The 21204-nt window shown below is 56.8% G+C and carries 27 protein-coding genes and 1 tRNA gene; 12 read left to right on the top strand and 16 right to left on the bottom strand.

Annotated elements, in window-relative coordinates; translation table 11 throughout:
• Window positions 1-1029, top strand: a complete 1029-nt coding sequence (locus tag A8O26_RS03480) for a nucleoside hydrolase (protein WP_064116785.1) — start codon at window positions 1-3, stop codon at window positions 1027-1029.
• A gap of 32 nt (window positions 1030-1061) precedes the next feature.
• On the opposite strand, the gene A8O26_RS03475 is transcribed toward A8O26_RS03480, so the two are convergent.
• Window positions 1062-1274: a hypothetical protein gene (locus A8O26_RS03475; protein ID WP_064116784.1), complete on the bottom strand. Its 213-nt coding sequence runs from the start codon at window positions 1272-1274 to the stop codon at window positions 1062-1064.
• Between the two features lie 131 nt (window positions 1275-1405).
• On the opposite strand from A8O26_RS03475, the gene A8O26_RS03470 reads away from it, so the two are divergent.
• Both A8O26_RS03470 and A8O26_RS03465 read left to right on the top strand, forming a co-directional pair.
• On the top strand, window positions 1406-1711 hold the full coding sequence (locus tag A8O26_RS03470; RefSeq protein ID WP_064116783.1) for a hypothetical protein: 306 nt from the start codon (window positions 1406-1408) through the stop codon (window positions 1709-1711).
• A gap of 168 nt (window positions 1712-1879) precedes the next feature.
• Complete coding sequence (locus A8O26_RS03465; RefSeq protein WP_064116782.1) at window positions 1880-2197, top strand: I78 family peptidase inhibitor; 318 nt, start codon at window positions 1880-1882, stop codon at window positions 2195-2197.
• Window positions 2198-2269: 72 nt separating this feature from the next.
• Here the strand turns inward: A8O26_RS03465 and A8O26_RS03460 are convergent, their stop codons facing one another.
• Both A8O26_RS03460 and A8O26_RS03455 read right to left on the bottom strand, forming a co-directional pair.
• The gene (locus tag A8O26_RS03460) at window positions 2270-2482 is read right to left on the bottom strand and encodes a cold-shock protein (protein WP_003179963.1); all 213 of its coding nucleotides are present in this window, start codon (window positions 2480-2482) and stop codon (window positions 2270-2272) included.
• Window positions 2483-2770: 288 nt separating this feature from the next.
• Window positions 2771-3073 (bottom strand): hypothetical protein, encoded by a 303-nt coding sequence (locus A8O26_RS03455; protein ID WP_064116781.1) that lies wholly within the window; start codon window positions 3071-3073, stop codon window positions 2771-2773.
• A 371-nt stretch (window positions 3074-3444) separates the two neighbouring features.
• Between A8O26_RS03455 and thrS the strand changes: the two genes are divergently transcribed.
• The 9 genes from thrS to A8O26_RS03410 all read left to right on the top strand — a co-directional run bounded on the left by thrS (window position 3445) and on the right by A8O26_RS03410 (window position 10897).
• Window positions 3445-5367: a threonine--tRNA ligase gene (gene thrS / locus A8O26_RS03450; RefSeq protein ID WP_007913488.1), complete on the top strand. Its 1923-nt coding sequence runs from the start codon at window positions 3445-3447 to the stop codon at window positions 5365-5367.
• Window positions 5367-5918 (top strand): translation initiation factor IF-3, encoded by a 552-nt coding sequence (gene infC, locus A8O26_RS03445; RefSeq protein ID WP_171057393.1) that lies wholly within the window; start codon window positions 5367-5369, stop codon window positions 5916-5918. Before thrS ends, infC begins: the two co-directional genes overlap by 1 nt.
• A gap of 60 nt (window positions 5919-5978) precedes the next feature.
• Window positions 5979-6173, top strand: a complete 195-nt coding sequence (rpmI, locus tag A8O26_RS03440; RefSeq protein WP_002553160.1) for a 50S ribosomal protein L35 — start codon at window positions 5979-5981, stop codon at window positions 6171-6173.
• A gap of 28 nt (window positions 6174-6201) precedes the next feature.
• On the top strand, window positions 6202-6558 hold the full coding sequence (gene rplT / locus A8O26_RS03435) for a 50S ribosomal protein L20 (protein ID WP_007913489.1): 357 nt from the start codon (window positions 6202-6204) through the stop codon (window positions 6556-6558).
• Between the two features lie 109 nt (window positions 6559-6667).
• Window positions 6668-7684: a phenylalanine--tRNA ligase subunit alpha gene (gene pheS / locus A8O26_RS03430; protein ID WP_003226365.1), complete on the top strand. Its 1017-nt coding sequence runs from the start codon at window positions 6668-6670 to the stop codon at window positions 7682-7684.
• A 26-nt stretch (window positions 7685-7710) separates the two neighbouring features.
• The gene (gene pheT / locus A8O26_RS03425; RefSeq protein WP_064116780.1) at window positions 7711-10089 is read left to right on the top strand and encodes a phenylalanine--tRNA ligase subunit beta; all 2379 of its coding nucleotides are present in this window, start codon (window positions 7711-7713) and stop codon (window positions 10087-10089) included.
• A gap of 3 nt (window positions 10090-10092) precedes the next feature.
• Complete coding sequence (ihfA, locus tag A8O26_RS03420) at window positions 10093-10395, top strand: integration host factor subunit alpha (protein WP_002553164.1); 303 nt, start codon at window positions 10093-10095, stop codon at window positions 10393-10395.
• The gene (locus A8O26_RS03415) at window positions 10376-10732 is read left to right on the top strand and encodes a MerR family transcriptional regulator (RefSeq protein WP_003179985.1); all 357 of its coding nucleotides are present in this window, start codon (window positions 10376-10378) and stop codon (window positions 10730-10732) included. The genes ihfA and A8O26_RS03415 overlap by 20 nt, the downstream gene beginning before the upstream one ends.
• A gap of 88 nt (window positions 10733-10820) precedes the next feature.
• Window positions 10821-10897, top strand: a tRNA-Pro gene (locus A8O26_RS03410).
• Between the two features lie 173 nt (window positions 10898-11070).
• On the opposite strand, the gene A8O26_RS03405 is transcribed toward A8O26_RS03410, so the two are convergent.
• Genes A8O26_RS03405 through A8O26_RS03355 form a run of 13 tightly spaced genes read right to left on the bottom strand, consistent with a single transcriptional unit; the run spans window position 11071 to window position 21202 of the window.
• Entirely contained in the window at window positions 11071-11619 is a 549-nt protein-coding gene (locus A8O26_RS03405; RefSeq protein ID WP_064116779.1) for a tail fiber assembly protein, read from the bottom strand.
• Window positions 11620-11629: 10 nt separating this feature from the next.
• A complete protein-coding gene (locus tag A8O26_RS03400; protein WP_064116778.1) occupies window positions 11630-12718 on the bottom strand; it encodes a hypothetical protein in 1089 nt (362 codons plus the stop codon).
• Window positions 12718-13293, bottom strand: coding sequence for a YmfQ family protein (locus A8O26_RS03395; RefSeq protein WP_064116777.1), 576 nt, complete (start codon window positions 13291-13293; stop codon window positions 12718-12720). Before A8O26_RS03395 ends, A8O26_RS03400 begins: the two co-directional genes overlap by 1 nt.
• A complete protein-coding gene (locus tag A8O26_RS03390; protein ID WP_064116776.1) occupies window positions 13290-14360 on the bottom strand; it encodes a baseplate J/gp47 family protein in 1071 nt (356 codons plus the stop codon). Before A8O26_RS03390 ends, A8O26_RS03395 begins: the two co-directional genes overlap by 4 nt.
• 1 nt (window position 14361) lies before the next feature.
• Window positions 14362-14721, bottom strand: coding sequence for a phage GP46 family protein (locus A8O26_RS03385; protein ID WP_253756663.1), 360 nt, complete (start codon window positions 14719-14721; stop codon window positions 14362-14364).
• 46 nt (window positions 14722-14767) lie between these two features.
• Window positions 14768-15034 carry a hypothetical protein gene (locus A8O26_RS29735; protein ID WP_155740636.1) on the bottom strand — a complete coding sequence of 89 codons (267 nt, stop codon included), beginning with the start codon at window positions 15032-15034 and terminating at the stop codon, window positions 14768-14770.
• A 38-nt stretch (window positions 15035-15072) separates the two neighbouring features.
• Complete coding sequence (locus tag A8O26_RS03380) at window positions 15073-15633, bottom strand: phage baseplate assembly protein domain-containing protein (protein ID WP_064116775.1); 561 nt, start codon at window positions 15631-15633, stop codon at window positions 15073-15075.
• A complete protein-coding gene (locus A8O26_RS03375; RefSeq protein ID WP_064116774.1) occupies window positions 15633-16757 on the bottom strand; it encodes a phage baseplate assembly protein in 1125 nt (374 codons plus the stop codon). The genes A8O26_RS03380 and A8O26_RS03375 overlap by 1 nt, the downstream gene beginning before the upstream one ends.
• Window positions 16747-18072, bottom strand: a complete 1326-nt coding sequence (locus tag A8O26_RS03370; RefSeq protein WP_064116773.1) for a DNA circularization protein — start codon at window positions 18070-18072, stop codon at window positions 16747-16749. The genes A8O26_RS03375 and A8O26_RS03370 overlap by 11 nt, the downstream gene beginning before the upstream one ends.
• Entirely contained in the window at window positions 18069-20306 is a 2238-nt protein-coding gene (locus A8O26_RS03365) for a phage tail tape measure protein (protein ID WP_064116772.1), read from the bottom strand. The genes A8O26_RS03370 and A8O26_RS03365 overlap by 4 nt, the downstream gene beginning before the upstream one ends.
• The gene (locus tag A8O26_RS30420; protein ID WP_301336269.1) at window positions 20303-20425 is read right to left on the bottom strand and encodes a hypothetical protein; all 123 of its coding nucleotides are present in this window, start codon (window positions 20423-20425) and stop codon (window positions 20303-20305) included. Before A8O26_RS30420 ends, A8O26_RS03365 begins: the two co-directional genes overlap by 4 nt.
• Before the next feature lie 14 nt (window positions 20426-20439).
• Window positions 20440-20826, bottom strand: a complete 387-nt coding sequence (locus A8O26_RS03360) for a hypothetical protein (RefSeq protein ID WP_064116771.1) — start codon at window positions 20824-20826, stop codon at window positions 20440-20442.
• 4 nt (window positions 20827-20830) lie between these two features.
• Window positions 20831-21202, bottom strand: coding sequence for a hypothetical protein (locus A8O26_RS03355; protein ID WP_064116770.1), 372 nt, complete (start codon window positions 21200-21202; stop codon window positions 20831-20833).
• Window positions 21203-21204: the final 2 nt, after the last annotated feature.

Genomic DNA, 21204 nt, shown 5'->3' with positions numbered 1-21204 from the left:
ATGCAACGCTATGCTCAGAAACTGCATCAACTCATCCGGGGTTTACTGCTTTTGTCCGTCATCACTGCGACCGGCGCTCAGGCGGCGGAAAAAATCGACCTGATCATTGATACCGATCCAGGCGCCGACGACGTCGTCGCGCTGCTGTTTGCGCTGGCCTCGCCGGACGAACTGAATATCCGCGCGCTGACCACCGTGGCCGGCAACGTACGCCTCGACAAGACATCGCGTAACGCACGCCTGGCGCGTGAGTGGGCAGGGCGCGAGGACGTGCCGGTGTATGCCGGTGCGCCCAAGCCGCTGATGCGTACGCCCATCTACGCCGAGAACATCCATGGCAAGGAAGGCCTGTCGGGTGTCACCGTGCATGAACCGAAAAAGGGTCTGGAGGAAGGTAATGCGGTCAACTATCTGATCGACACCTTGAAGAAGGCCAAGCCACACAGCATCACCATCGCCATGCTCGGTCCACAGACCAACCTGGCGCTGGCGCTGATCCAGGAGCCCGAGATTGTTCAGGGCATCAAGGAAGTGGTGATCATGGGCGGTGCGCATTTCAACGGCGGCAACATCACCCCGGTGGCCGAATTCAACCTGTTTGCAGATCCGCAAGCGGCTGAAGTGGTGCTGAAAAGCGGCGTGAAACTGACTTACCTGCCGCTGGACGTGACCCACAAGATCCTTACCAGTGACGCGCGCCTGAAGCAGATTGCCGCGCTGAACAACAACGCGAGCAAGATTGTCGGCGACATCCTCAACGAGTACATCAAAGGGGATATGGAGCACTACGGCATTCCGGGTGGCCCGGTGCATGACGCCACCGTGGTGGCTTATCTGCTCAAGCCAGAACTGTTTACCGGTCGTTCGGTGAATGTCGTGGTGGACAGTCGCGAAGGGCCGACTTTCGGTCAGACCATTGTCGATTGGTACGATGGCCTGAAGGCGCCGAAAAACGCCTTCTGGGTGGAAAATGGTGATGCTCAAGGCTTCTTTGACCTGCTCACCGAGCGTCTGAAGCGCTTGAAGTAAGCGACTCGCCCGCAGGTGCCAGCCTGCGGGTTTTACCCCTTCTGCGCGTGTTCGTGCTCGACCTGTTCGGTCGGGTAGCGCTCGAAAATCTGCTTGATGAATTGCTTGGCCGCTTCAGTGCCCAGCTCTTTGACCAACAAATCGATACCTATCAGCGCCAGTTCTTCGGTGGTTCCCGGGCTGTAGGAGCTGTGTCCGTCTGCCCATTTGGCTTTGATGTCGGCGTCGATGCTGATGGTGGTCATGAGAGCGCTCGAAAAGTCGGAAAGTCTGAGATTCGAGTTAACCATTTTGTCGGGCGTTTGGCACTGCGACTTAGGCATGAGCGGAGTGCTATGCGACACTTGGTCTTTTAAGGCTTTCCAAGGATCGTGTTGTGCAGATCGATTTGAATACCCCTGACGGCCTGACGCTCGAGGCCGTGCGCCAGTTGCTCGCATCGGCCAGTGATGACGAACACACTCAGCTGCGTGTGACCAAGGGCGGTATCGCTTACATTTCTTCGGGCGTGACGGGCGGGCAGGATATCGACGGTTTGCTGTTTCGCCTGGAAACCTGGGCGAAGGGTTCGGGTTACGTGGGCAATGTCGCGGCCAGCGATGAAGTCTGGGTGATGCAGATCTTCAATGCGCTCAAGGACAACTGGCCGAACCCGCCGTACGACTACATCGACGTCTACTGAGTGTCGTTAATATTCAGTCACGATTGATTGCTGAAGAGCAGGGCAGGGCTCAGGCAAACTCGGCGTTTTTCCGATTGTGGGGCAGGATGATGGCATCCGCCGTGAAACCAAACGCCGGATTGGCGGTCGCACAATCTCAGCTTAATCATTTGAAAGTAAGGAGGCTTCATGCCTTTGAAGTTCGCGACACTGGGTGCTCTGATGGCCGTTGCCATGCTGGCCGGTTGCAGCACAACCTCCAGCGAGTCGGCAAAGGATCCAGTGGCGGCCGAATCCGGTCACAGCCGCTGCGAAGCGACGGCAGCGGAATTCGCCATTGGCAAAAAGGCTTCGCCGGAACTGCTGGAGCAGGCCCGTGCCAAAGCCGGGGCACAGAATGCCCGCTTCCTCAAGCCAAACGACATGATCACGCTCGAGTACCGCTCTGATCGCCTGAATCTGAACACCGACAACAATCTGCTGGTCACTCGCGTCAACTGCGGCTGATCAGCGAAGGCTTTTGTTGCAGGCATAAAAAACCCCGTCACATGGACGGGGTTTTTTTAGTGCGCCGAGAAATTACTCTGGGCGAACCTGTGCAGCTTGCATACCCTTTTGGCCTTTCTCAGCCACGAAGGAGACGGTCTGGCCTTCTTTCAGGCTTTTGAAACCGTCGGATTCGATAGCTTTGAAGTGTACGAACAGGTCGTCACCGCCACCTTGAGGAGTGATGAAGCCGAAGCCTTTTTCATCGTTGAACCACTTAACGGTGCCGGTTTGGCGATTAGACATGGTGTATCTCCAAGAAACATATATTTTTCAGTACTGTGCTGCTCAGGCCAACTGGGCACACCCGGGTATCATAGTCGAAATGTTCGCTTTGGTAGCCCCCCGGACGTGCTGTTTGCCAATCAGTCGTGTTTTCTTTACTGCCTGTTTCTGCTGAAAGCCCCGGTTTACAAGGCTTTGAGCGGAACGTAAAGACAATAAAAAAACCTGTAAAACCTGCATAAATCCTCCGAAAAGGCTCAAATTCAGCCCTTTTTAGAGGCGCTGAGCCGACTCAAAAGACCTTTTTGATCACTTTTTAGCCGGGGTATTTGCCTTGCATTTGGCAATTTGGCCCAACGCTTTCTGTTGCAATTCAGGGGTGGCCTTGTTGTCCATCAGCGCTTGAATGTCAGCAGCAGGATAGGACTTGATGGCATCAGCGCCACAAGCGCAGTGCGATTTGGCCGCGGCGGCACCAATTTGCGGAGTCGCCGCCTGGGTGCACTGCGCCATGTACTTCTCGCGCTCGCCCTTTGGCCAATCGGCGTGGGCGCTCAGCGGCAGCAGCATAACGAGGGGGGCGACTACGGCGAACAGGGTATTCAGACGCATGCGAGGATGCTCCTTGTGGGTCAATGTCTTGTTATCTGAGGGCTGAAGGGGCCATCAAGTTCAGCACTCTGGCATAAAAACGGACGATTTGCCTTCTGGCAAAACAGAGGCATAAGTGACCGCTCATCTGTGCTAGCATGCCGGGCTCAAGCGTTCTCAGGCTCCGGATGACCTTCAGTCCCGGTGCGGTCAACGTGCGAATATTTCTGATTTGAATCCCAGTCACTCTGGTTCGGTTTTCCGGTTGGCCGCAAGGCTCCTGCCGCTGTAAGGCAGGCGTTCGTCATTGAATGGCCTGGATCGGATCTTGTACTGGCTCATCCCAACCCACGTGACCTTTGGTAGGGGTCACCACTAGGAGAGGAGGCGCCATGCCAACTATTACTCTTCCCGACGGCAGTCAACGTTCATTCGATCACCCGGTTTCCGTAGCCGAGGTCGCCGCATCCATTGGTGCCGGTCTGGCCAAAGCCACCCTGGCCGGCAAGGTCAATGGCCAACTGGTCGACGCCAGCGACATCATCAGCAGCGACGCGACCCTGCAAATCATCACGCCAAAGGATGAAGAGGGGCTGGAGATCATTCGCCACTCTTGCGCTCACCTGGTTGGCCACGCGGTCAAGCAGCTGTACCCGACCGCGAAAATGGTCATCGGGCCGGTCATCGACGAAGGCTTCTATTACGACATCGCCTTCGAGCGTCCTTTCACTCCGGACGACATGGCCGCGATCGAACAGCGCATGCAGCAGCTGATCGAAAAAGATTACGACGTGATCAAGAAAGTCACTCCGCGCGCCGAAGTGATCGAAGTGTTCAAGGCTCGCGGCGAAGACTACAAGCTGCGCCTGGTCGAGGACATGCCGAACGAGCAGGCCATGGGTCTGTACTATCACGAAGAATACGTCGACATGTGCCGTGGCCCGCACGTGCCGAACACTCGCTTCCTGAAATCCTTCAAGCTGACCAAGCTGTCGGGCGCCTACTGGCGCGGCGACGCCAAGAACGAGCAATTGCAGCGCGTTTACGGCACCGCTTGGGCAGACAAGAAGCAGCTGGCGGCTTACATCCAGCGCATCGAAGAAGCTGAAAAGCGCGATCACCGCAAGATCGGCAAGCGTCTGGGCCTGTTCCACACCCAGGAAGAATCGCCGGGCATGGTGTTTTGGCACCCGAACGGCTGGACTCTTTACCAGGTGCTCGAGCAGTACATGCGCAAGATCCAGCGCGACAACGGCTACCTTGAGATCAAAACCCCTCAAGTCGTTGACCGCAGCCTGTGGGAGAAATCCGGGCACTGGGCCAACTACGCCGACAACATGTTTACCACGCAGTCGGAAAACCGCGACTACGCCATCAAGCCGATGAACTGCCCGTGCCACGTGCAGGTGTTCAACCAAGGCTTGAAGAGCTACCGCGAGCTGCCGATGCGTCTGGCCGAATTCGGTGCCTGCCACCGTAACGAGCCATCGGGTGCGCTGCACGGCATTATGCGCGTGCGTGCGTTCACTCAGGACGACGCCCACATCTTCTGCACCGAAGAGCAGATGCAGGCTGAATCCGCTGCGTTCATCAAGCTGACCATGGACGTTTATCGCGATTTCGGTTTCACCGATGTCGAAATGAAGTTGTCCACTCGTCCGGAAAAACGCGTCGGTTCCGATGAGCTGTGGGATCGCGCTGAAGCCGCACTGGCTGCAGCCCTTGATTCTGCGGGCCTGCCGTACGACCTGCAGCCGGGCGAGGGCGCTTTCTACGGTCCGAAGATCGAATTTTCGCTGAAAGATTGCCTCGGTCGCGTCTGGCAATGTGGTACCTTGCAGCTCGATTTTAACCTGCCTGTCCGTTTGGGCGCTGAATACGTCTCCGAAGACAACAGCCGCAAACACCCAGTGATGTTGCACCGTGCGATCCTTGGTTCCTTCGAGCGATTCGTCGGGATTCTGATCGAGCACTACGAAGGTGCGTTCCCTGCTTGGCTCGCGCCAACCCAGGCGGTGATCATGAATATCACTGATAAACAGGCAGATTTTGTTGCAGAAGTTGAAAAAACTCTCAACGAAAGCGGATTTCGTGCCAAGTCCGACTTGAGAAATGAAAAGATCGGCTTTAAAATCCGCGAGCATACTTTGCTCAAGGTTCCTTATCTTTTGGTTATCGGAGATAAGGAAGTCGAGATGCAGACTGTCGCTGTGCGTACTCGTGAAGGTGCTGACCTGGGCTCGATGCCCGTCGCCCAGTTCGCTGAGTTTCTCGCGCAAGCGGTTTCCCGGCGTGGTCGCCCAGATTCGGAGTAATTATTATTAAGCGTGAAATGAGACAAGATAAACGAGCTGCACCGAAAGCCCCGATCAACGAGAATATCTCGGCACGCGAGGTTCGGTTAATTGGCGCTGATGGCGAGCAGATTGGCATCGTCTCGATTGATGAAGCGCTTCGTATTGCTGAAGAAGCAAAGCTTGATCTGGTGGAAATCTCCGCAGACGCAATCCCACCGGTTTGCCGGGTGATGGATTACGGCAAATCGATCTTCGAAAAGAAGAAGCAGGTTGCCGCGGCGAAGAAGAACCAGAAGCAGATTCAGGTAAAAGAAATCAAGTTTCGTCCAGGGACGGAGGAAGGGGATTACCAGGTAAAACTGCGCAACCTGGTACGTTTCCTGAGTGATGGGGACAGGGCCAAGGTATCCTTGCGATTCCGCGGCCGTGAGATGGCCCACCAGGAGCTGGGGATGGAACTCCTCAAGCGGGTTGAAGCTGACCTGCTCGAGTACGGTTCGGTCGAACAGCATCCTAAGATGGAAGGACGCCAGCTGATCATGGTCATCGCCCCGAAAAAGAAGAAGTAATCAACAGGGCACGGCAGGCCTTCTGATTATGTTTATCAACTGAATGCGGAGTATCCGAACATGCCAAAAATGAAAACCAAAAGTGGTGCTGCTAAGCGGTTTCTGAAAACTGCTAACGGTATCAAGCACAAGCACGCTTTCAAGAGCCACATCCTGACTAAAATGTCGACCAAGCGTAAGCGTCAACTGCGCGGTAGCAGCTTGCTGCATCCGTCTGACGTGGCAAAAGTCGAGCGCATGCTGCGCCTTCGTTAATTTTAGTCAAGAATAGAGGAAGTAACTCATGGCTCGTGTAAAGCGTGGCGTCATTGCCCGTAAGCGTCACAAAAAAATTCTGAAACTTGCTAAAGGCTACTACGGCGCACGCTCCCGCGTATTCCGTGTTGCCAAGCAAGCGGTAATCAAGGCAGGCCAATACGCCTACCGTGACCGTCGTCAGAAAAAACGTCAGTTCCGCGCTCTGTGGATCGCTCGTATCAACGCTGGTGCTCGTGTTAACGGTCTGTCCTACAGCCGTTTCATCGCTGGCCTGAAAAAAGCGTCCATCGAGATCGACCGTAAGGTTCTGGCTGATCTGGCAGTGAACGAAAAAGCGGTGTTTGCTGCGATTGTCGAGAAAGCTAAAGCCACCTTGGCTTAAGTACCCCCGACAATCACCCGGCCTCACTTCCGTGGGGCCAGGTGGTAAACGTCTTAAATAGGGGAAGAGCCTTCAAGCTCTTCCCCTATTTTGTATCTGGAGTCTGTACATGGAAAACCTGGATGCGCTGGTCTCTCAAGCACTAGAGGCTGTGCAAAGCGCTGAAGATATCAATGCCCTGGAGCAAATCCGGGTTCAATACCTTGGCAAAAAGGGTGAATTGACTCAGGTGATGAAGACCCTGGGGAATTTGCCGGCAGAAGAGCGTCCGCAAGTCGGCGCCCTGATCAACGTTGCCAAGGAACGTGTCACAGGCGTTCTCAATGCGCGCATGGCGCTGTTTGAAGAAGCCGAACTGGCTGCCAAACTGTCTGCCGAATCGATTGACGTGACGTTGCCGGGCCGTGGTCAGACCTCCGGTGGTCTGCATCCGGTAACCCGCACTCTGGAACGTGTTGAACAGTTCTTCACCCGCATCGGCTACGGCATTGCCGAAGGTCCTGAGGTAGAAGACGACTATCACAACTTTGAAGCGCTCAACATCCCAGGCCACCACCCGGCCCGGTCGATGCATGACACCTTCTATTTCAACGCCAACATGTTGCTGCGCACCCATACCTCGCCGGTACAGGTCCGCACCATGGAGTCGAAACAGCCGCCGATCCGCATCGTCTGCCCAGGCCGCGTGTATCGCAGCGACTCCGATATCACCCACTCGCCGATGTTCCACCAGGTCGAAGGCCTGCTGGTCGATCGCGACATCAATTTTGCCGATCTCAAAGGCACCATCGAAGAATTCCTGCGGGTGTTCTTCGAAAAAGAACTGGCCGTACGTTTCCGTCCTTCGTACTTCCCGTTCACCGAGCCATCCGCCGAAGTCGACATGGAATGCGTGATGTGCAGCGGTAAAGGCTGCCGCGTCTGCAAACAGACCGGCTGGCTGGAAGTGATGGGCTGCGGCATGGTTCACCCGAACGTGCTGCGTATGTCCGGTATCGATCCGGAAGAGTTCTCCGGTTTTGCCTTCGGCATGGGCGTCGAGCGTCTGGCCATGCTCCGTTACGGCGTGAACGACTTGCGTCTGTTCTTCGACAACGACTTGCGGTTCCTCGCGCAATTTCGCTAGTCGTAACGAATTCTTAGGAGAGCAGGATGAAATTCAGTGAACAATGGCTGCGTGGCTGGGTTAGCCCGCAGGTAAATCGCGATGAGCTGGTTGCTCGTCTGTCGATGGCCGGTCTTGAGGTCGATAGCGTGACCGCGGCCGCCGGCGTATTCAGTGGCGTGGTGGTGGGCGAGGTGCTGAGCACCGAGCAACACCCTGATGCCGACAAGTTGCGCGTGTGCCAGGTCAGCAATGGCGCGGAAACCTTCCAGGTCGTGTGCGGTGCGCCAAACGTGCGTCCGGGCCTGAAGATTCCGTTCGCCATGATTGGCGCTGAGCTGCCGGGCGACTTCAAGATCAAGAAAGCCAAGCTGCGCGGCGTCGAGTCCAACGGCATGTTGTGCTCGCAATCTGAGCTGCAGGTCGGTGAAGGCAATGACGGTCTGATGGAACTACCGGCCGATGCGCCGGTGGGCGAAGACTTCCGTGTGTATCTGGATCTGGAAGATGCCAGCATTGAGGTCGATCTGACCCCGAACCGCGGCGACTGCCTGTCCCTGGCCGGTCTGGCCCGCGAAGTCGGCGCGCTGTACGACGCGCCTGTTACTCGTCCCGTGGTCATGACCATTCCTGCCGCGCACGACGAAGTGCGTTCGGTGGAAGTGCTGGCCCCAGCGGCATGCCCGCGCTATCTGGGCCGCGTTATCCGTAACGTTGACCTGTCCAGGCCAACCCCGCTGTGGATGGTTGAGCGTCTGCGTCGCGCCGACGTGCGCAGCATTGACGCTGCTGTCGACATCACCAACTACGTGATGCTTGAGCTGGGTCAGCCATTGCACGCCTTCGATCTCGCTGAAATCAATGGTGGCATCCGCGTGCGCATGGCGGAAGAGGGCGAGAAACTTGTGCTGCTCGACGGTCAGGAAGTCAGCCTGCGTAGCGATACGCTGGTAATTGCCGACCACACTCGTGCTTTGGCGATTGCCGGCGTGATGGGTGGCGAGCACAGCGGTGTGTCCGCAACCACTCGCGACGTTTTCCTTGAGTCTGCGTTTTTCGACCAGATCGCTGTTGCTGGCAAGGCGCGTTCCTATGGCCTGCACACCGATGCGTCGCACCGCTACGAGCGTGGTGTCGACTGGCAACTGGCCCGTGAAGCCATGGAGCGCGCCACTGGCCTGCTGCTGGAAATCACTGGCGGTGAAGCTGGTCCGATCATCGAGACCGTCAGCGAGCAGCATCTGCCGTCGATCGCGCCGATCACGCTGCGTGCTCAGCGCATCACTCAGATGCTCGGCATGGAAATGGATTCCGCTCAGGTTGAGCGTTTGCTCGGCGGCCTGGGTCTGGGCATTGCTGCCGACGGTGAAGGGCAGTGGCGTGTAGAAGTGCCAAGCCATCGCTTCGACATCAGCCTGGAAGTCGATCTGATCGAAGAGCTGGCGCGTCTGTACGGCTACAACCGTCTGCCGGTTCGTTACCCGCAAGCGCGTCTGGCGCCACAAGCCAAGGCTGAAGCCCGTAGCGATCTGCCTGAGCTGCGTCGCCTGCTGGTGGCCCGTGGTTATCAGGAAGCGATCACTTACAGCTTCATCGATCCGCGTCAGTTCGAACTGTTCAACCCGGGCGTCGAGCCGCTGTTGCTGGCCAATCCGATCTCCAACGACATGGCTGCCATGCGTTCGTCGCTGTGGCCGGGCTTGGTCAAGGCGCTGCAGCATAACCTCAACCGTCAGCAGGATCGCGTGCGTCTGTTCGAAAGCGGTCTGCGCTTCGTTGGTCAGCTCGAAGGCCTGAAGCAAGAGCCGATGCTGTCCGGTGTGGTTTGCGGTAGCCGTCTGCCGGAAGGCTGGGCGCAAGGTCGCGATACCGTGGACTTCTTCGACGTCAAGGCTGACGTGGAAGCGGTACTGGGCTTCGCCGGTGCATTGGATTCCTTCACTTTCGCACCGGGCAAGCACCCGGCGCTGCACCCGGGTCAAACCGCGCGCATCGAACGTGAAGGGCGTGAAGTCGGTTTCATCGGCGCCATTCACCCGGAATTGTCGAAAGCCTTGGGTCTGGATCGGCCAGTCTTCGTTTTCGAGCTGGTTCTGGCTGAAGTGGCACTCGGTAAAATGCCGAAATTCCACGAGTTGTCGCGCTTTCCTGAAGTGCGTCGTGACCTTGCACTGATTGCGCACAAAGACGTCGCGTCTGCGGCCGTACTGGACGTAATCCGTGAAAATGCAGGCGAATGGCTCACAGATCTCAGGCTGTTTGACGTGTATCAGGGTAAAGGTATTGATCCTGATAGAAAAAGCCTTGCAGTTGGCTTGACCTGGCAGCATCCATCGCGCACTCTTAATGACGATGAGGTGAATTCGACGACGCAAAATATCCTCACCTCGCTCGAACAAAGGTTGAACGCCACGTTAAGGAAGTGACGTATGGGGGCTTTGACGAAAGCTGAGATGGCGGAACGTCTGTATGAAGAGCTGGGCCTGAACAAGCGGGAAGCCAAGGAATTGGTCGAACTGTTTTTCGAGGAAATCAGGCACGCTCTTGAAGACAACGAGCAGGTCAAATTGTCCGGTTTCGGCAATTTCGACCTTCGGGACAAACGCCAGCGGCCTGGCCGCAACCCGAAAACGGGGGAAGAAATCCCGATCACGGCTCGCCGTGTGGTCACCTTTCGTCCAGGGCAGAAGTTGAAGGCCCGAGTTGAGGCTTATGCTGGAACCAAGTCATAACGACGAACTACCCGTCATCCCGGGCAAACGCTACTTCACCATCGGTGAAGTCAGCGAGCTGTGTGCCGTAAAGCCACACGTGCTGCGCTACTGGGAGCAGGAGTTTCCTCAGCTCAACCCCGTCAAACGCCGCGGAAACCGCCGGTATTATCAGCGCCAGGACGTGCTGATGATCCGGCAGATCCGCGCGCTCCTTTACGATCAGGGTTTCACCATCGGCGGTGCGCGCTTGCGTTTGTCCGGCGATGAAGCCAAAGACGACACGACCCAATACAAGCAGATGATTCGGCAGATGATTGCCGAATTGGAAGATGTGCTGGTGGTTCTCAAGAAATAAAAAGCAGCGTTTGAATACTTCCAGTTTTCAAACGCTTGCGCTATATTCTTGAGCGTTCTTCGAGGTGAAGAACGGTTGCAACACCAGTCGGGGCGTAGCGCAGTCCGGTAGCGCACTAGCATGGGGTGCTAGGGGTCGAGTGTTCGAATCACTCCGTCCCGACCATATTTTTCAATGACTTAGGCCAATGTTCACAGCATTGGCCTTTTTCATGCGCGTGACATTTGCGTGACTTCTCCATTTCTCACGCTTGCTTCCTCTTCAAAATTGTCAGCACCGTGTAAGCGCGCGCCGGATTTGGCACCGCGTTACGGCGTGATTGGCACCGCCGCATTTGCTCAACCAGGCTGAACCGGCCAATTAATGTCGCTTGGGAATCCTTCTTGCTGTTCTACACGGTTGAGTAGCACGCGGTAGAGCCGCCAAGCGTCGTAGAGGGCCTTCTCGACATCAGTGGCCAGCTTCAGGTCTACCGCATCCTGCAGCGGCGCTATCTGGCTTCCAGCATATGCCATGAGCGCTGAGCGCTTTGCTTGGGCGTCTTTCGTCACGCCCTCAAGCTCGGCGCTCTTATCCAGCCTCCACGCGTCCTCCAGCCACACATAGTACCGACCAGGCTTAGGCTGAGTAGTTATGCCAGACGGCAGCTCCCCCAGTAGCACCCACTCCTGCGATTCCCCTGAATCGATCTTATATACCGTGCCTCTTTGGTCAGGCAGCTCCTGCGGCCCTTCATCGGTCCAGCCCCACGCTTGCCCTTCGCTGGCTGGCGGTAGCTCAGTATCAAGCTCAACCGCATTACCTGGTAACTGGGTTCCGAATCCGGGAATAACCGGAAACTCTACCGGGCCTATCAAGGCACCAGACCTGTCGATTAGATAATTCATAGTCGGCCCCTCAGATAAGTTTAATACGGCCCGGATACGCGACGTTAGTCGGTCGGGTTTCGTTTGCAGTCCTGACAACGCGAGATGCGTCGAAGTTGAAAGCGTCCGCACCGGCTACCGCTGAACCGGTCCAGTAACCGCTTCCTGACGCATAAGTCTGGAATGCACCACCCGCGCCTTGTATCGCTGTTCCCGTGTCTTGAATGGCCCCCACAATGTTTTGAATTGCATCGCGCTGCCAGTTACCAGGAGAGCGCCCAGGATCGACCCCTCTTGTCTCGTCTAGGAGACGGAGGAACACACCGCGACCGTCGGGCCCTCTGAACGTCAGTACGCCATCGCCGCTCGTCCAGGAACCTTCCCACTCAGCGCGTGCGCCGTCGGCGATAATCATTCCCGACTGTTGCGCGTGATCCCAGAGCCATGGCCATTCAGTCCGGGTCAGCAACGATCCATTAAAAGCACCGTAGCCACCAGGGCTGAACAGTTTGGTTGTCTCGAAAATTGGCCGGCCAAGTGCCGTATTATCGAAGCGTCCCACTGGCCACCAACCGCCTTGGCCATCACTTCGCAAATGCCACCAGTCGCCAGCCCCCATAAGCACCAAAAACGTATACCCCGCAGCATTCAGGTGCGTATGAAACTTGATCCGGTCACCAGCTACTGCCTGCACCGTCAGCCGATTTTCGGTGTTATCCGTCCGTCTTACGATGACATCCACCACGCCAACCAGTGCTGAGGACGGCAGATTGACGGCTCGGGTCGATGCGCTTGCGTCGATCAACACCAAGCCCATTTGCTCTGGGGTCAACGTAGCGTCAGCAGTGACTTTAGTGATACGACTCAACGCCAGTAAGGCACTGGGCCTGTTGCTGACATTCCCCCAACTGGTGGCAGACTTGATTGCAGCAAGGAGCTGCGCATCGTTGTTCGGGTCAAGAGGAAATCCGAGCCCTGCAATGGCATTGATCAACTCCCGCTGCACGCTGTTGAGCCAACCCACTGTTATCTGGGTCGGCTCCACCCCGGCCGCTGGATTCCCATTAGTGAATTCACCGGCCGCATTTGCGCTGCTGGTGCTTTGTCCGACCTTTTGCATCAGTTGTCTCCGTAACCGAACAGTAAAATGGATTCGGCGGGCTGCATTTGACGCAGCCTGCATTCGAGGGATTTATTGCCCCAAGCCGCAACGGGGTCGCCCGCTCTGGCGATTCCGGCTCTGGCGTAGGTGATGGATACAGCGGGGGCGTTGACGCGCCAGGTGAAGGCCCAATCCCCGCCGTAGACGGGATCGCCTGCTCTAGCGATGCCTGCTCGGGGCGGGCGGAATGTGGTGATAGTGATGTCGTAGCCAAGGCTTTTGGCGAGGGAGATAAAGAACGCTTTGCTCTGCCCACCTCGCCACTTAAGTTTGCTGACCACGGCCTGTACACGCTGACTGCCTGACTGAGGCACGCCGATTAGACAGGGATCAGGTAAGCCCAACACTCTTTCCCAATCGGTTAACGCTTCTCCTGAGTCGGGGAAAATGGCCCTATACACCAGATCTGCACTCGACTCACTGAGCGTCAAGGCATCGGCTTCCGCTTCAAGCGCAGCCGACAGTCCAGGTGCAGCGCCGTCGTACGACACTGGCGGCAGCAGCAGCTTTAATTGATCAGAAAGACTGCTCATTCCAGCAGCCCCAAAGTCAGTGTTCCCGGCCGAATCCAGCCGATCAGGGTTGGATCTTCCGACGGCTTAACGTTGGCAACAGGCGTTGTCACCGAGCGATCCACAACGCCTGCAAGGTTGTTGATCATGGCCTCAATTTGCGAGCGTTTCAGCATCTCGCGAGGCTTCAAGGCCCCCAGCAGGGCGTCATAAGCTACCTGTGCGGCAATCTGTACATCTGCAAGTAAATAGCCGCTTGCTAACTCAACTTTTGCGGTGGAGTGGACGACACGAATAGTCGGGACATACACCCATACATCGGCGATAACCGAACACTGGTCTAGAACGTGTTCCAGGCATGCAGCTATGACCTCAGTCGAAGGAAGTCCGCTGCCCGACGTAATGACCAGATCGACCGTACCCGCGCCTCGGCGCTTGGGTAGCGGCAGCACATCGGTGACGCCGTCGACCTCCTTGGCCCAGCGCACATAGTCGTAAACAGCCCCTCCTGCGGGAGGTTTTTGCATGATTTCCAGAAGCCTCGCCAGAACGGATTCGACTTTCTCCTGGTCAAGCCCACCGATGGTTTCTCCAACCAGAATGGCGGTCGAATCCATGCCTAGGGGCGGGCTGGTAACGATCAATTCGCCGGTCAACTTGTTGAGTGCGCTGCCGAGCGTTTGTGCCTTGATGACGACGGTCCCGCTGCCATCAGGCCCGAGGGTGACGTCGGACTGGGTGATGAACGTTTCACCGGAGACAACATGCCGCAGGGTGGCGCCAATCAGCAGCGTTACTCCCGCTGTTCCTTTCAGTGCAACGGTTCCCGTTGCCGCTACCTGGTCTTTACGCGGAACGCCCCGAATAGCGGCCGCATGGATGACTTCAGCTTCATCTGCGGTATCGGGAAAAATCTGGCGAAACACCCAACCGATCTTCTGATAAAGCCCTTCAATCGCAGCCGCCGTAACTGCCGAGCGGACGTAGTTGTCGCTGTCGGTGCCGATATCGGCTTCGGCCTGAAGGTTGCGGATGTCCCGCAGGATGTTGCCGAGAATGACCTCTAGCGAAGGAGAGGAATAAGGCATATCAAATCACCCTTACAGGTTGGCGAAACACCTGCGGATTGCCGGTGGCGTCGAGGATGTCAATTAGGAGGTCAAGCCAGCCGTTGTGGGGCTGCTCGGCAGTAATGGCGATCTTCTTGGCGCGGCCATCATCGAGCAGCGGCTGGAGCGCCTGCTCGGCATATTGCTTGGCAAGAATGCCGACCCGAGGGCGGTCTTTTTCGCGTCGAAGTTCGTGCAGTCGGGAGCCCAAGGCGGGGTCAGCCCACCAGGTTCCGAGGGGTGTCATGAGGCGGATGTAGACGGCGTTTGCCAGCGTATTGATACGCTGGCCCGTCAAGTCGCCAGTGGTGGGGTTTATGCCTGCGTCCATAGCAGGCATGGTGCCGCGCTAACTGGCGGTACTGTATTTCAGCAAAGTTTAAGAATCAGTAGGTTCTTTTTGCCGCTGATCTTTGCTTGTCCGTCAGTTTTGTTTCGTGAACAAATCTCCCCCCGCACGGAGGGGCAGGTTCCAAGTGGGGATATTTTGGAAATGCAGAGTTATTCCTCGTACCGCTGACAGGGATCATCCCTACAGATTCACCTTCGCTTGTAAGTGCCCAAGCAGCCACAGGTGTTACTGACCATTCAGAGTTATCGTCCTGTTCAGCGTAATACCAGTCAGAGCAAGGGATAAGCTGGGTAATTTTCATTGATACCTCCGTGTCTAAAATTCCGAAGTTATCACAGCTTATTGCCGCTGGGTTGGAGTAGGCCCACCACCGTGATTGTGCCCGTTGTAGATGACACGATCTGCCTGCATCGTTCGCGTGTGATCGGCAATATCGCCATCCGCTTTGACGCTGCCTTCAACATATTCATTCCCGGACATCTCCACCAACGGCGTTTCAAACCGCACCTTCTTTCCAGCCTTGACCACAAGCGTGTCCGTCACGATCTCTATTACTCGGCCACGCTTTAAATGTACGTAATCGCCTTCATCCGTATATAGCGACACTTCACCGTCCTGGAGTTGCAATCGGTAGCGGCCGTCTTCGCTGGCCACAACAACCGTGTGCTTACTATTGCCACCCACCGGGATAACGATGAACTCCGCACCAGGTAACGGCGCCGAACTGAATCCGTAATTTTGAAACTGTTCGCCGTCAACGGTCTCACCGGCAAGCCCCTGCATTTGGACACCGATCAACTTGCCATGGGTATTACGGGCCGCAACAGCTCGGAACGGTAGACGCAGGCTCGACAGGGCTCGGCTGATTTGTTCGCGCATCAAACGCGGCAGGCTGGACATCAAAGCCCTTTGATCATTTCAATGAAGGCCGCGTCTTTATTGACCTTGCCTTTGTGTTTCTTCTGTTTGATGCCATCGAGCACCCACATTTTGTCCTCACGCAAGCGCAGTTCAGTGATTGCACCTTCGCCTCGGGAGAGTCGCAAGGTGCGGGCCATCAGGAAGTAAATAGCATCCAGTTCGTGGGGCTGGCTACGGACAATGACTCGCTGGCCAGGACTCCAGACCTGACCGTTATCAGCTCGATGGCCCTGGACGATGGCGCGAATTTCGAAACCCTCCAGCCGACTATCCGCCAGCAGCTTGCGAGCACGGATGGTGGCCATGTCCTGGTTCTCGCTGGCACTATCAATGAAAACCTTCGGCCGGAAGATGCCGCGACGAGCCAAGGTTTCGTCTTGAATCACAGACTTCAAATGCGAGCGCTTGGTATCGAGTCCATCGTTTTCGTACTGACCATGCTGGCCGAGGACGGTAATCTGGCTGTAGCGATTGGCGATGGACCGGCGCACGCTCAGCCGCTGGACGTTGTTGCCTGCACCGTCTTCGCGCAGGATCAAGGTGCCTACGGCGGGCGCATTGTAGTCTGGGCCGCCGATAATCAGACGGCCGTCCGGCTCAACCCATGGCCATAACCCGTTGGCCTCAGCGACCTGCAACAATGCTTCCCAGGCAGTCTGCCCCGGTTCGATCTGGATGCGGCGCCGAGTCTTCGCTTGGTCAGCTCGGATTTCGACTTGGAAGATACCCAGAGGCTTTACCACTTGGTCGAGGACCTGCGCCAGTGACGCTTCGCGCATCGACACGAACGGCGCCGAACAATCGACCAAGGTCGCCGCACGGTCCCGGCCGTTGATGCGCATGGAAATGCTTTGGCGCGAGATGTCGTATTCGAATTCGTCGATTTGTCCGGTCAACACGCGGTCATTGCCAAGAGTCAACGAACAGGGCGCGCCTTCTTTCAGAACGGCAGGCAGTCGCGTCGAGTGCTTCGTGTACAACTCCAGTTCAAAGGCGTCAGCCGGTGTCAGCAAGTCGGATTCAACCGACCAGCCGTCCCAGGTGTCATGAGCCAAGCCACCGATGGACAGGCGAATGGGCGTCGTCTGGATGTCATTCTGCATATGCACGCAATACCTTACCGCCCGGAATATTGTGGGGAGATTTGAGGTCAGGATTGAGCCGGATCAATTCGAGAGCGCGAGCGTGGTCGCCATACCAGCGGTGCGCCAACAAGCGCAGGCTGGCCGGGGTTTCAACACGGCGCTCGATCATCGGTGGGCTCTGCAAAATGACCTGCCGGGCGCGGGCCTGGATCAGCGCGGCCATATTGCGCAGGGCTTCGATGATCGGCCGGGAGGTTTCCACGTCGTAGAGTTGGCGCTGAAGCAAGATTGAGGACTGAATCAACGAGCGCACCAAGTTAACCAGGCCTTCCAGCTGCAACGGGCTTAAAGTTGGTTTCTGACTCTCGTCCTCGATGATGATAGCAACGGCTTGGGCATGCGCTGTCGCCAGTTCCGTGATGACCAACATAATCAAAGCGAAGGCACTGGCAGCTATCGGATCTTCCGGCATGCTGTCTGGTAAAAGATCAGAGTTTGATGCTACGCCCTGGCGGGCACTCATCAAGAAGGAATTGCCCGCACGGGCCGCGTCCGTGGTCAGATTGCCGCCGCCAGGAACAGTGGCCGGTACACCGGACATTGATAGCAAGGCTGTGGGCTTCTCGGGCGTGCTCCCTTGAATCGCACTGCGGATCTGCGTTGGCGTGCGAAACAAATCGGTCAGCGGGTCATAGGCGGCAGAGGGATGCTTGGCCATGGAGGCTACACCGGAAACGATACCGAGGATCTGTGAGCGCAACTGCTGCACTCGCAGGAAAATGCCAGGTAAACCGAGTGCCTTTTCGATCAGTCCAACCCAGCCGCCACCAATCCACGACTGAATCTCGCCGACCAGCGAATCAATGCGGCCAAACAGATCGAATACGCCATCCTGCCAGGTGTATTCGTCTGCCACATCGGTGACGCCGACATCTATGAACTCAAACTGGCGAGCGAAGAATGGCAGCTCCGGGGTTTCTTCCAAAAACAGCAGGGTGATCGTCGCTGAGTCGGGATTGTCCGCATTGTGCTTGACCTCCCACGTTTGGGTGACGACGCTGACGCTGCCATAGATCGGGTGGACGAGTTCACCAGGCCCCGGAGTGTCGAGCGCACGCAGGATATTTTGCAGCTCGATCTCATAGTTGACGCCGAAGGCCACGACCTCCATCTGGAAACGACGTGATCCGCGCCCCAAGTCTTTGACGCTGTCGCCGTCTTTAAAAGGCGTGCCATGTTCAGACAGTGCGCGCTGAGCCTGGAGACTCTCCTCGACGACCTGAATGGGCACAGTACGGAAGGAGGCGTCGAGCAGCGTTTCCGACCAGCTCATTGGCCGCGCCTCACTTGCAAATCGGCGCGCCGCTCGACCTCGGCTTGAATCATCCGGGAATCAGAGCGAACCTCAATCACCAGCGGTTTGTCCAGGAGCTGTTGCAAACGGGCCACGGCGGCTTGTGTCTCACCTCCTGCAGCCACAGCGCGGTTGGCAGCACCCGCTGCCCACGCATTAGCGCCAGCAACGGAGTTACCCGATGCCGTCAAACCGGTTTGCTGTTGCGCCAGGCGTTGGGCTTGGGTGGAAAGCCAATCTTGCGACTGATCGGGGGCCTGACCCGCTAAAGCTATGCGGTTGCCGTAAAACGCCGACTGATAGGTGCGCTGGCCTTCATCCAGCAGCTTGTTTCTGGCCACCATTGCCAAGCGATCTTCATCAGCGTTCTGGCCGGTCGATCCGCCGAGCTGAGTCGCACTGGCGGCAAGTGCGAGCGGCCCCAACCATGGCACGAGCGCGCCACCAGATTTGCCCTTGCCGGAAGAGGACGTACCCGGTAGGTCGGGCAGTCCAGCGGCGCCGAGACTTGTGCCGCCGTTAGGCCAATTGGTGACGAATACCGATGTAACACCCGTTGCTTCTTCCAGCACCTTGCCGACAGCAATGTTTTTGAGGGTTTCAGGGCCACCCATAAACGTGTTCAGCAGCGCCCCGGCGCCAGCTTTGGCACCGCGCCCAGCGTAATAGCCGCCAACCCCCAGCGCAGCGCCACCGAATAACATTTGCTCGCCAGACAAATTCAGGTCATCGAGCAGGTAAGTACCAAGGTCTGCAAAGCCCTTGTTCAGGGGCGTAGCCATGCGGTCGATGGCTTCGCCAAGTGTCGCTTTCATGCGCGCAGCAGTGCCGCTTGCACTCTGCGTGTTTTCCTTAAGGTCGTTATTGAAAATAGGCTCAGCTTTTTTAAGTTCAGTGGTGCCGTTGCGGAAGTCGTCCAGTCGTTCGCCGGTCAACATGCTGCGCATCCCCCGAACGGTGTCCTGATCCATGCCCTTGAATACAAGCCCCATGAACTTTGCTCGTTGTTCATCGGTTTTCATTGCTTGGTATTTTCTTTTCAGCTCTTCGAATATCTCGACCGGATTCTTGGAAGTACCGTCTTTCTTGTTGAAGAAACTGACACCACTCGTCTTGGTGATTTGATCTCGATATTGCTTGTTACTGAAGACGCGCAATGTTGACTCGGCCAAGGTTCCCAAGCGGTCAGGTTGTAGCTCCACCTTTGACAGCGCTTCGGTAAATGCCAGGGCTTGTTCGATAGACATACCTGCGGCCGACGCGGCAACGCCAATCTTGGGGAATAGGTCGGATAAGTTCTCAAGTTCAGCGTTCCCCAGGCGTCCGGCTACAGTCATTTTCTGCAAGAGATCCAGCGCCGCGTCGCCTTCATTGAGATCAACGTTAAAGGCACTGGCGGCAGCTACTACAGCCTTGCCCAAGACGCCGGAGTCCGCGCCTGTAACACTCGATGCCTGGCCAATCGCGTCAGCCGTCTTTTTTGCTGGCGCGTACTTAACACCTGAAGCAATCAGCGTGTTGAAGCCGCTGTCGACACTCTCACGGCCGAGGCCATATTTTCTGGCGATCCTGAAGCCATCCCTTTTCCAATCTTCTTTTTCTTCCGCAGACATGTCAGCCGTTTGCTTGGTGCGAATCAGCTGCCGATCCAGGTTGGCGCTGGTGGTCAAACCGGCAACCGCGCCAAGCCCGACGCCGACAGTCGCCAATTGTCCTTGGGCACTGCTACCTAAACCTTTAAGCCGATTGAACTCCTGACGCACGCCCATGGCGATAGTTTTGAGAGCGCGCAAATGGCGACCGCTGTTCGTCGCCATGCGACGGAATGACGATTCGGTTTTTTCTACACTCTGACGCAACGGTTGTACGCCTTGCCGATCGGCGTTGGCCAGTTCGGTTTTGGTGTCTCTGGCTGCCTTGCGCGCGGCGTTGGCCATTTCCTTCAACTCGGCCGCCGTTTTCGTCACCACGATCTTAGTGTCGGAACCAGCCTTGGCGGTCTCGCGCATGGCCGTGCGGATGACCTTGTAACTGGTGGCCCCGGCTTGGCCGACTTTAGTAATGGCTGCCCCGGCTTTCCAGCTTTCATCAGCCAAGGATTTGGCGCCCTCTTTTCCTGCCTTGCGCAGGTCGCGATTGATCTGCTCGATCTCGCGTCGGCTGTCGCCCGAGTGGGCTTGAATGCGAAGCGCGACGCGCAGGTCGGAACTCATGCGGTGCTTCCTCTAAGGGGTTTTGGCAGGGGCTTACGCTGGCGCTTGCTGACGTAGCGGGTGGTGTTTGGTTTGCCGATGATGATCTCGATACGGGCCTCGATTTCCGCACGGGTCATATGGCGCAGGTCCTCTAATCGGTAGCCGTGGCGGATAAAGGCGTGTTCGATTCGTCGCCACTCGGCATTGCCGCGCTCGGCGGCGCGAGCTTTTTTTCCAGTTCCAAATCAGCATCGGCAATGACGCCTAGATCGGTTTCGGTCAGCGCTTCACGTAATAGATCCACGGTCAGTACCTCAGGTGGAATATCCCCCAAGGACAAGAGTTGGCGACGGTATACCTCTAAGGTGACCAGTTGAAACGGCCCATTGGGGTGGTGTTCTTGGGCCGCCACTAGATCGCCAGCCATGCCTACACGCAAGGTGAAGCGCTTGTGACGCACGCCGGAGTAGTAAACGCCATGGTGTAAATCGCCAGTGTGGGTGAGGCCGTCCCACTGTTTGTTCGCTTGTTCGGTCATTGAGTTACTCCGGGTAGTAGTTCAGTGCTGCGACAGTCAGATCACGGGTGGCTTCGCCCTCGACTTGGTACTTACTGCCCATCTCAAGCAGTGCGCAGCCTGTCCAGGTCTGGCGTTTGCTACCTCCGTCTTCGGGGTAGATGGTGATCTTTGCGTCCATCAATGCACGCCAGTCCGGCTCCCCTGATTTTGGAATGGCCACTGAGATTTTCAGATCGTGTTCTTCGATACCCTTGGCCGTGCCGGTGGCGCGACCGGTGCGATTCATGGTCTTGACCACTTTGCGCCCGGTCTTGAGGCTAGGTTCGACACTGATCACTTCGTAATCCGTACCGTTGATTTCAAGAACAATTTGTCCCACAAAACTGTCAGCCATTT

This window comes from Pseudomonas fluorescens, assembly GCF_001648775.1.
Lineage (GTDB): Bacteria > Pseudomonadota > Gammaproteobacteria > Pseudomonadales > Pseudomonadaceae > Aquipseudomonas > Aquipseudomonas fluorescens_M.
The sequence above is the reverse complement of the archived record's forward strand: the minus strand, read 5'-3'. Positions and strand labels throughout refer to the sequence as shown.

What these genes read in the sequence shown, in the direction of transcription:
- A8O26_RS03395 (WP_064116777.1), bottom strand. Translation starts at nt 13,293, where the DNA reads ATGAGCAGTCTTTCTGATCAATTAAAGCTGCTGCTGCCGCCAGTGTCG.
- pheS (WP_003226365.1), top strand. Translation starts at nt 6,668, where the DNA reads ATGGAAAACCTGGATGCGCTGGTCTCTCAAGCACTAGAGGCTGTGCAA.
- A8O26_RS03370 (WP_064116773.1), bottom strand. Translation starts at nt 18,072, where the DNA reads ATGAGCTGGTCGGAAACGCTGCTCGACGCCTCCTTCCGTACTGTGCCC.
- A8O26_RS30420 (WP_301336269.1), bottom strand. Translation starts at nt 20,425, where the DNA reads ATGACCCGTGCGGAAATCGAGGCCCGTATCGAGATCATCATCGGCAAA.
- A8O26_RS03365 (WP_064116772.1), bottom strand. Translation starts at nt 20,306, where the DNA reads ATGAGTTCCGACCTGCGCGTCGCGCTTCGCATTCAAGCCCACTCGGGC.
- rplT (WP_007913489.1), top strand. Translation starts at nt 6,202, where the DNA reads ATGGCTCGTGTAAAGCGTGGCGTCATTGCCCGTAAGCGTCACAAAAAA.
- A8O26_RS03375 (WP_064116774.1), bottom strand. Translation starts at nt 16,757, where the DNA reads ATGCAGAATGACATCCAGACGACGCCCATTCGCCTGTCCATCGGTGGC.
- A8O26_RS03460 (WP_003179963.1), bottom strand. Translation starts at nt 2,482, where the DNA reads ATGTCTAATCGCCAAACCGGCACCGTTAAGTGGTTCAACGATGAAAAA.
- A8O26_RS03380 (WP_064116775.1), bottom strand. Translation starts at nt 15,633, where the DNA reads ATGTCCAGCCTGCCGCGTTTGATGCGCGAACAAATCAGCCGAGCCCTG.
- A8O26_RS03415 (WP_003179985.1), top strand. Translation starts at nt 10,376, where the DNA reads ATGCTGGAACCAAGTCATAACGACGAACTACCCGTCATCCCGGGCAAA.
- A8O26_RS03400 (WP_064116778.1), bottom strand. Translation starts at nt 12,718, where the DNA reads ATGCAAAAGGTCGGACAAAGCACCAGCAGCGCAAATGCGGCCGGTGAA.
- A8O26_RS03385 (WP_253756663.1), bottom strand. Translation starts at nt 14,721, where the DNA reads ATGCCTGCTATGGACGCAGGCATAAACCCCACCACTGGCGACTTGACG.
- A8O26_RS03355 (WP_064116770.1), bottom strand. Translation starts at nt 21,202, where the DNA reads ATGGCTGACAGTTTTGTGGGACAAATTGTTCTTGAAATCAACGGTACG.
- A8O26_RS03360 (WP_064116771.1), bottom strand. Translation starts at nt 20,826, where the DNA reads ATGACCGAACAAGCGAACAAACAGTGGGACGGCCTCACCCACACTGGC.
- A8O26_RS03465 (WP_064116782.1), top strand. Translation starts at nt 1,880, where the DNA reads ATGCCTTTGAAGTTCGCGACACTGGGTGCTCTGATGGCCGTTGCCATG.
- A8O26_RS03455 (WP_064116781.1), bottom strand. Translation starts at nt 3,073, where the DNA reads ATGCGTCTGAATACCCTGTTCGCCGTAGTCGCCCCCCTCGTTATGCTG.
- A8O26_RS03390 (WP_064116776.1), bottom strand. Translation starts at nt 14,360, where the DNA reads ATGCCTTATTCCTCTCCTTCGCTAGAGGTCATTCTCGGCAACATCCTG.
- A8O26_RS29735 (WP_155740636.1), bottom strand. Translation starts at nt 15,034, where the DNA reads ATGAAAATTACCCAGCTTATCCCTTGCTCTGACTGGTATTACGCTGAA.
- pheT (WP_064116780.1), top strand. Translation starts at nt 7,711, where the DNA reads ATGAAATTCAGTGAACAATGGCTGCGTGGCTGGGTTAGCCCGCAGGTA.
- thrS (WP_007913488.1), top strand. Translation starts at nt 3,445, where the DNA reads ATGCCAACTATTACTCTTCCCGACGGCAGTCAACGTTCATTCGATCAC.
- ihfA (WP_002553164.1), top strand. Translation starts at nt 10,093, where the DNA reads ATGGGGGCTTTGACGAAAGCTGAGATGGCGGAACGTCTGTATGAAGAG.
- A8O26_RS03475 (WP_064116784.1), bottom strand. Translation starts at nt 1,274, where the DNA reads ATGACCACCATCAGCATCGACGCCGACATCAAAGCCAAATGGGCAGAC.
- A8O26_RS03480 (WP_064116785.1), top strand. Translation starts at nt 1, where the DNA reads ATGCAACGCTATGCTCAGAAACTGCATCAACTCATCCGGGGTTTACTG.
- A8O26_RS03405 (WP_064116779.1), bottom strand. Translation starts at nt 11,619, where the DNA reads ATGAATTATCTAATCGACAGGTCTGGTGCCTTGATAGGCCCGGTAGAG.
- rpmI (WP_002553160.1), top strand. Translation starts at nt 5,979, where the DNA reads ATGCCAAAAATGAAAACCAAAAGTGGTGCTGCTAAGCGGTTTCTGAAA.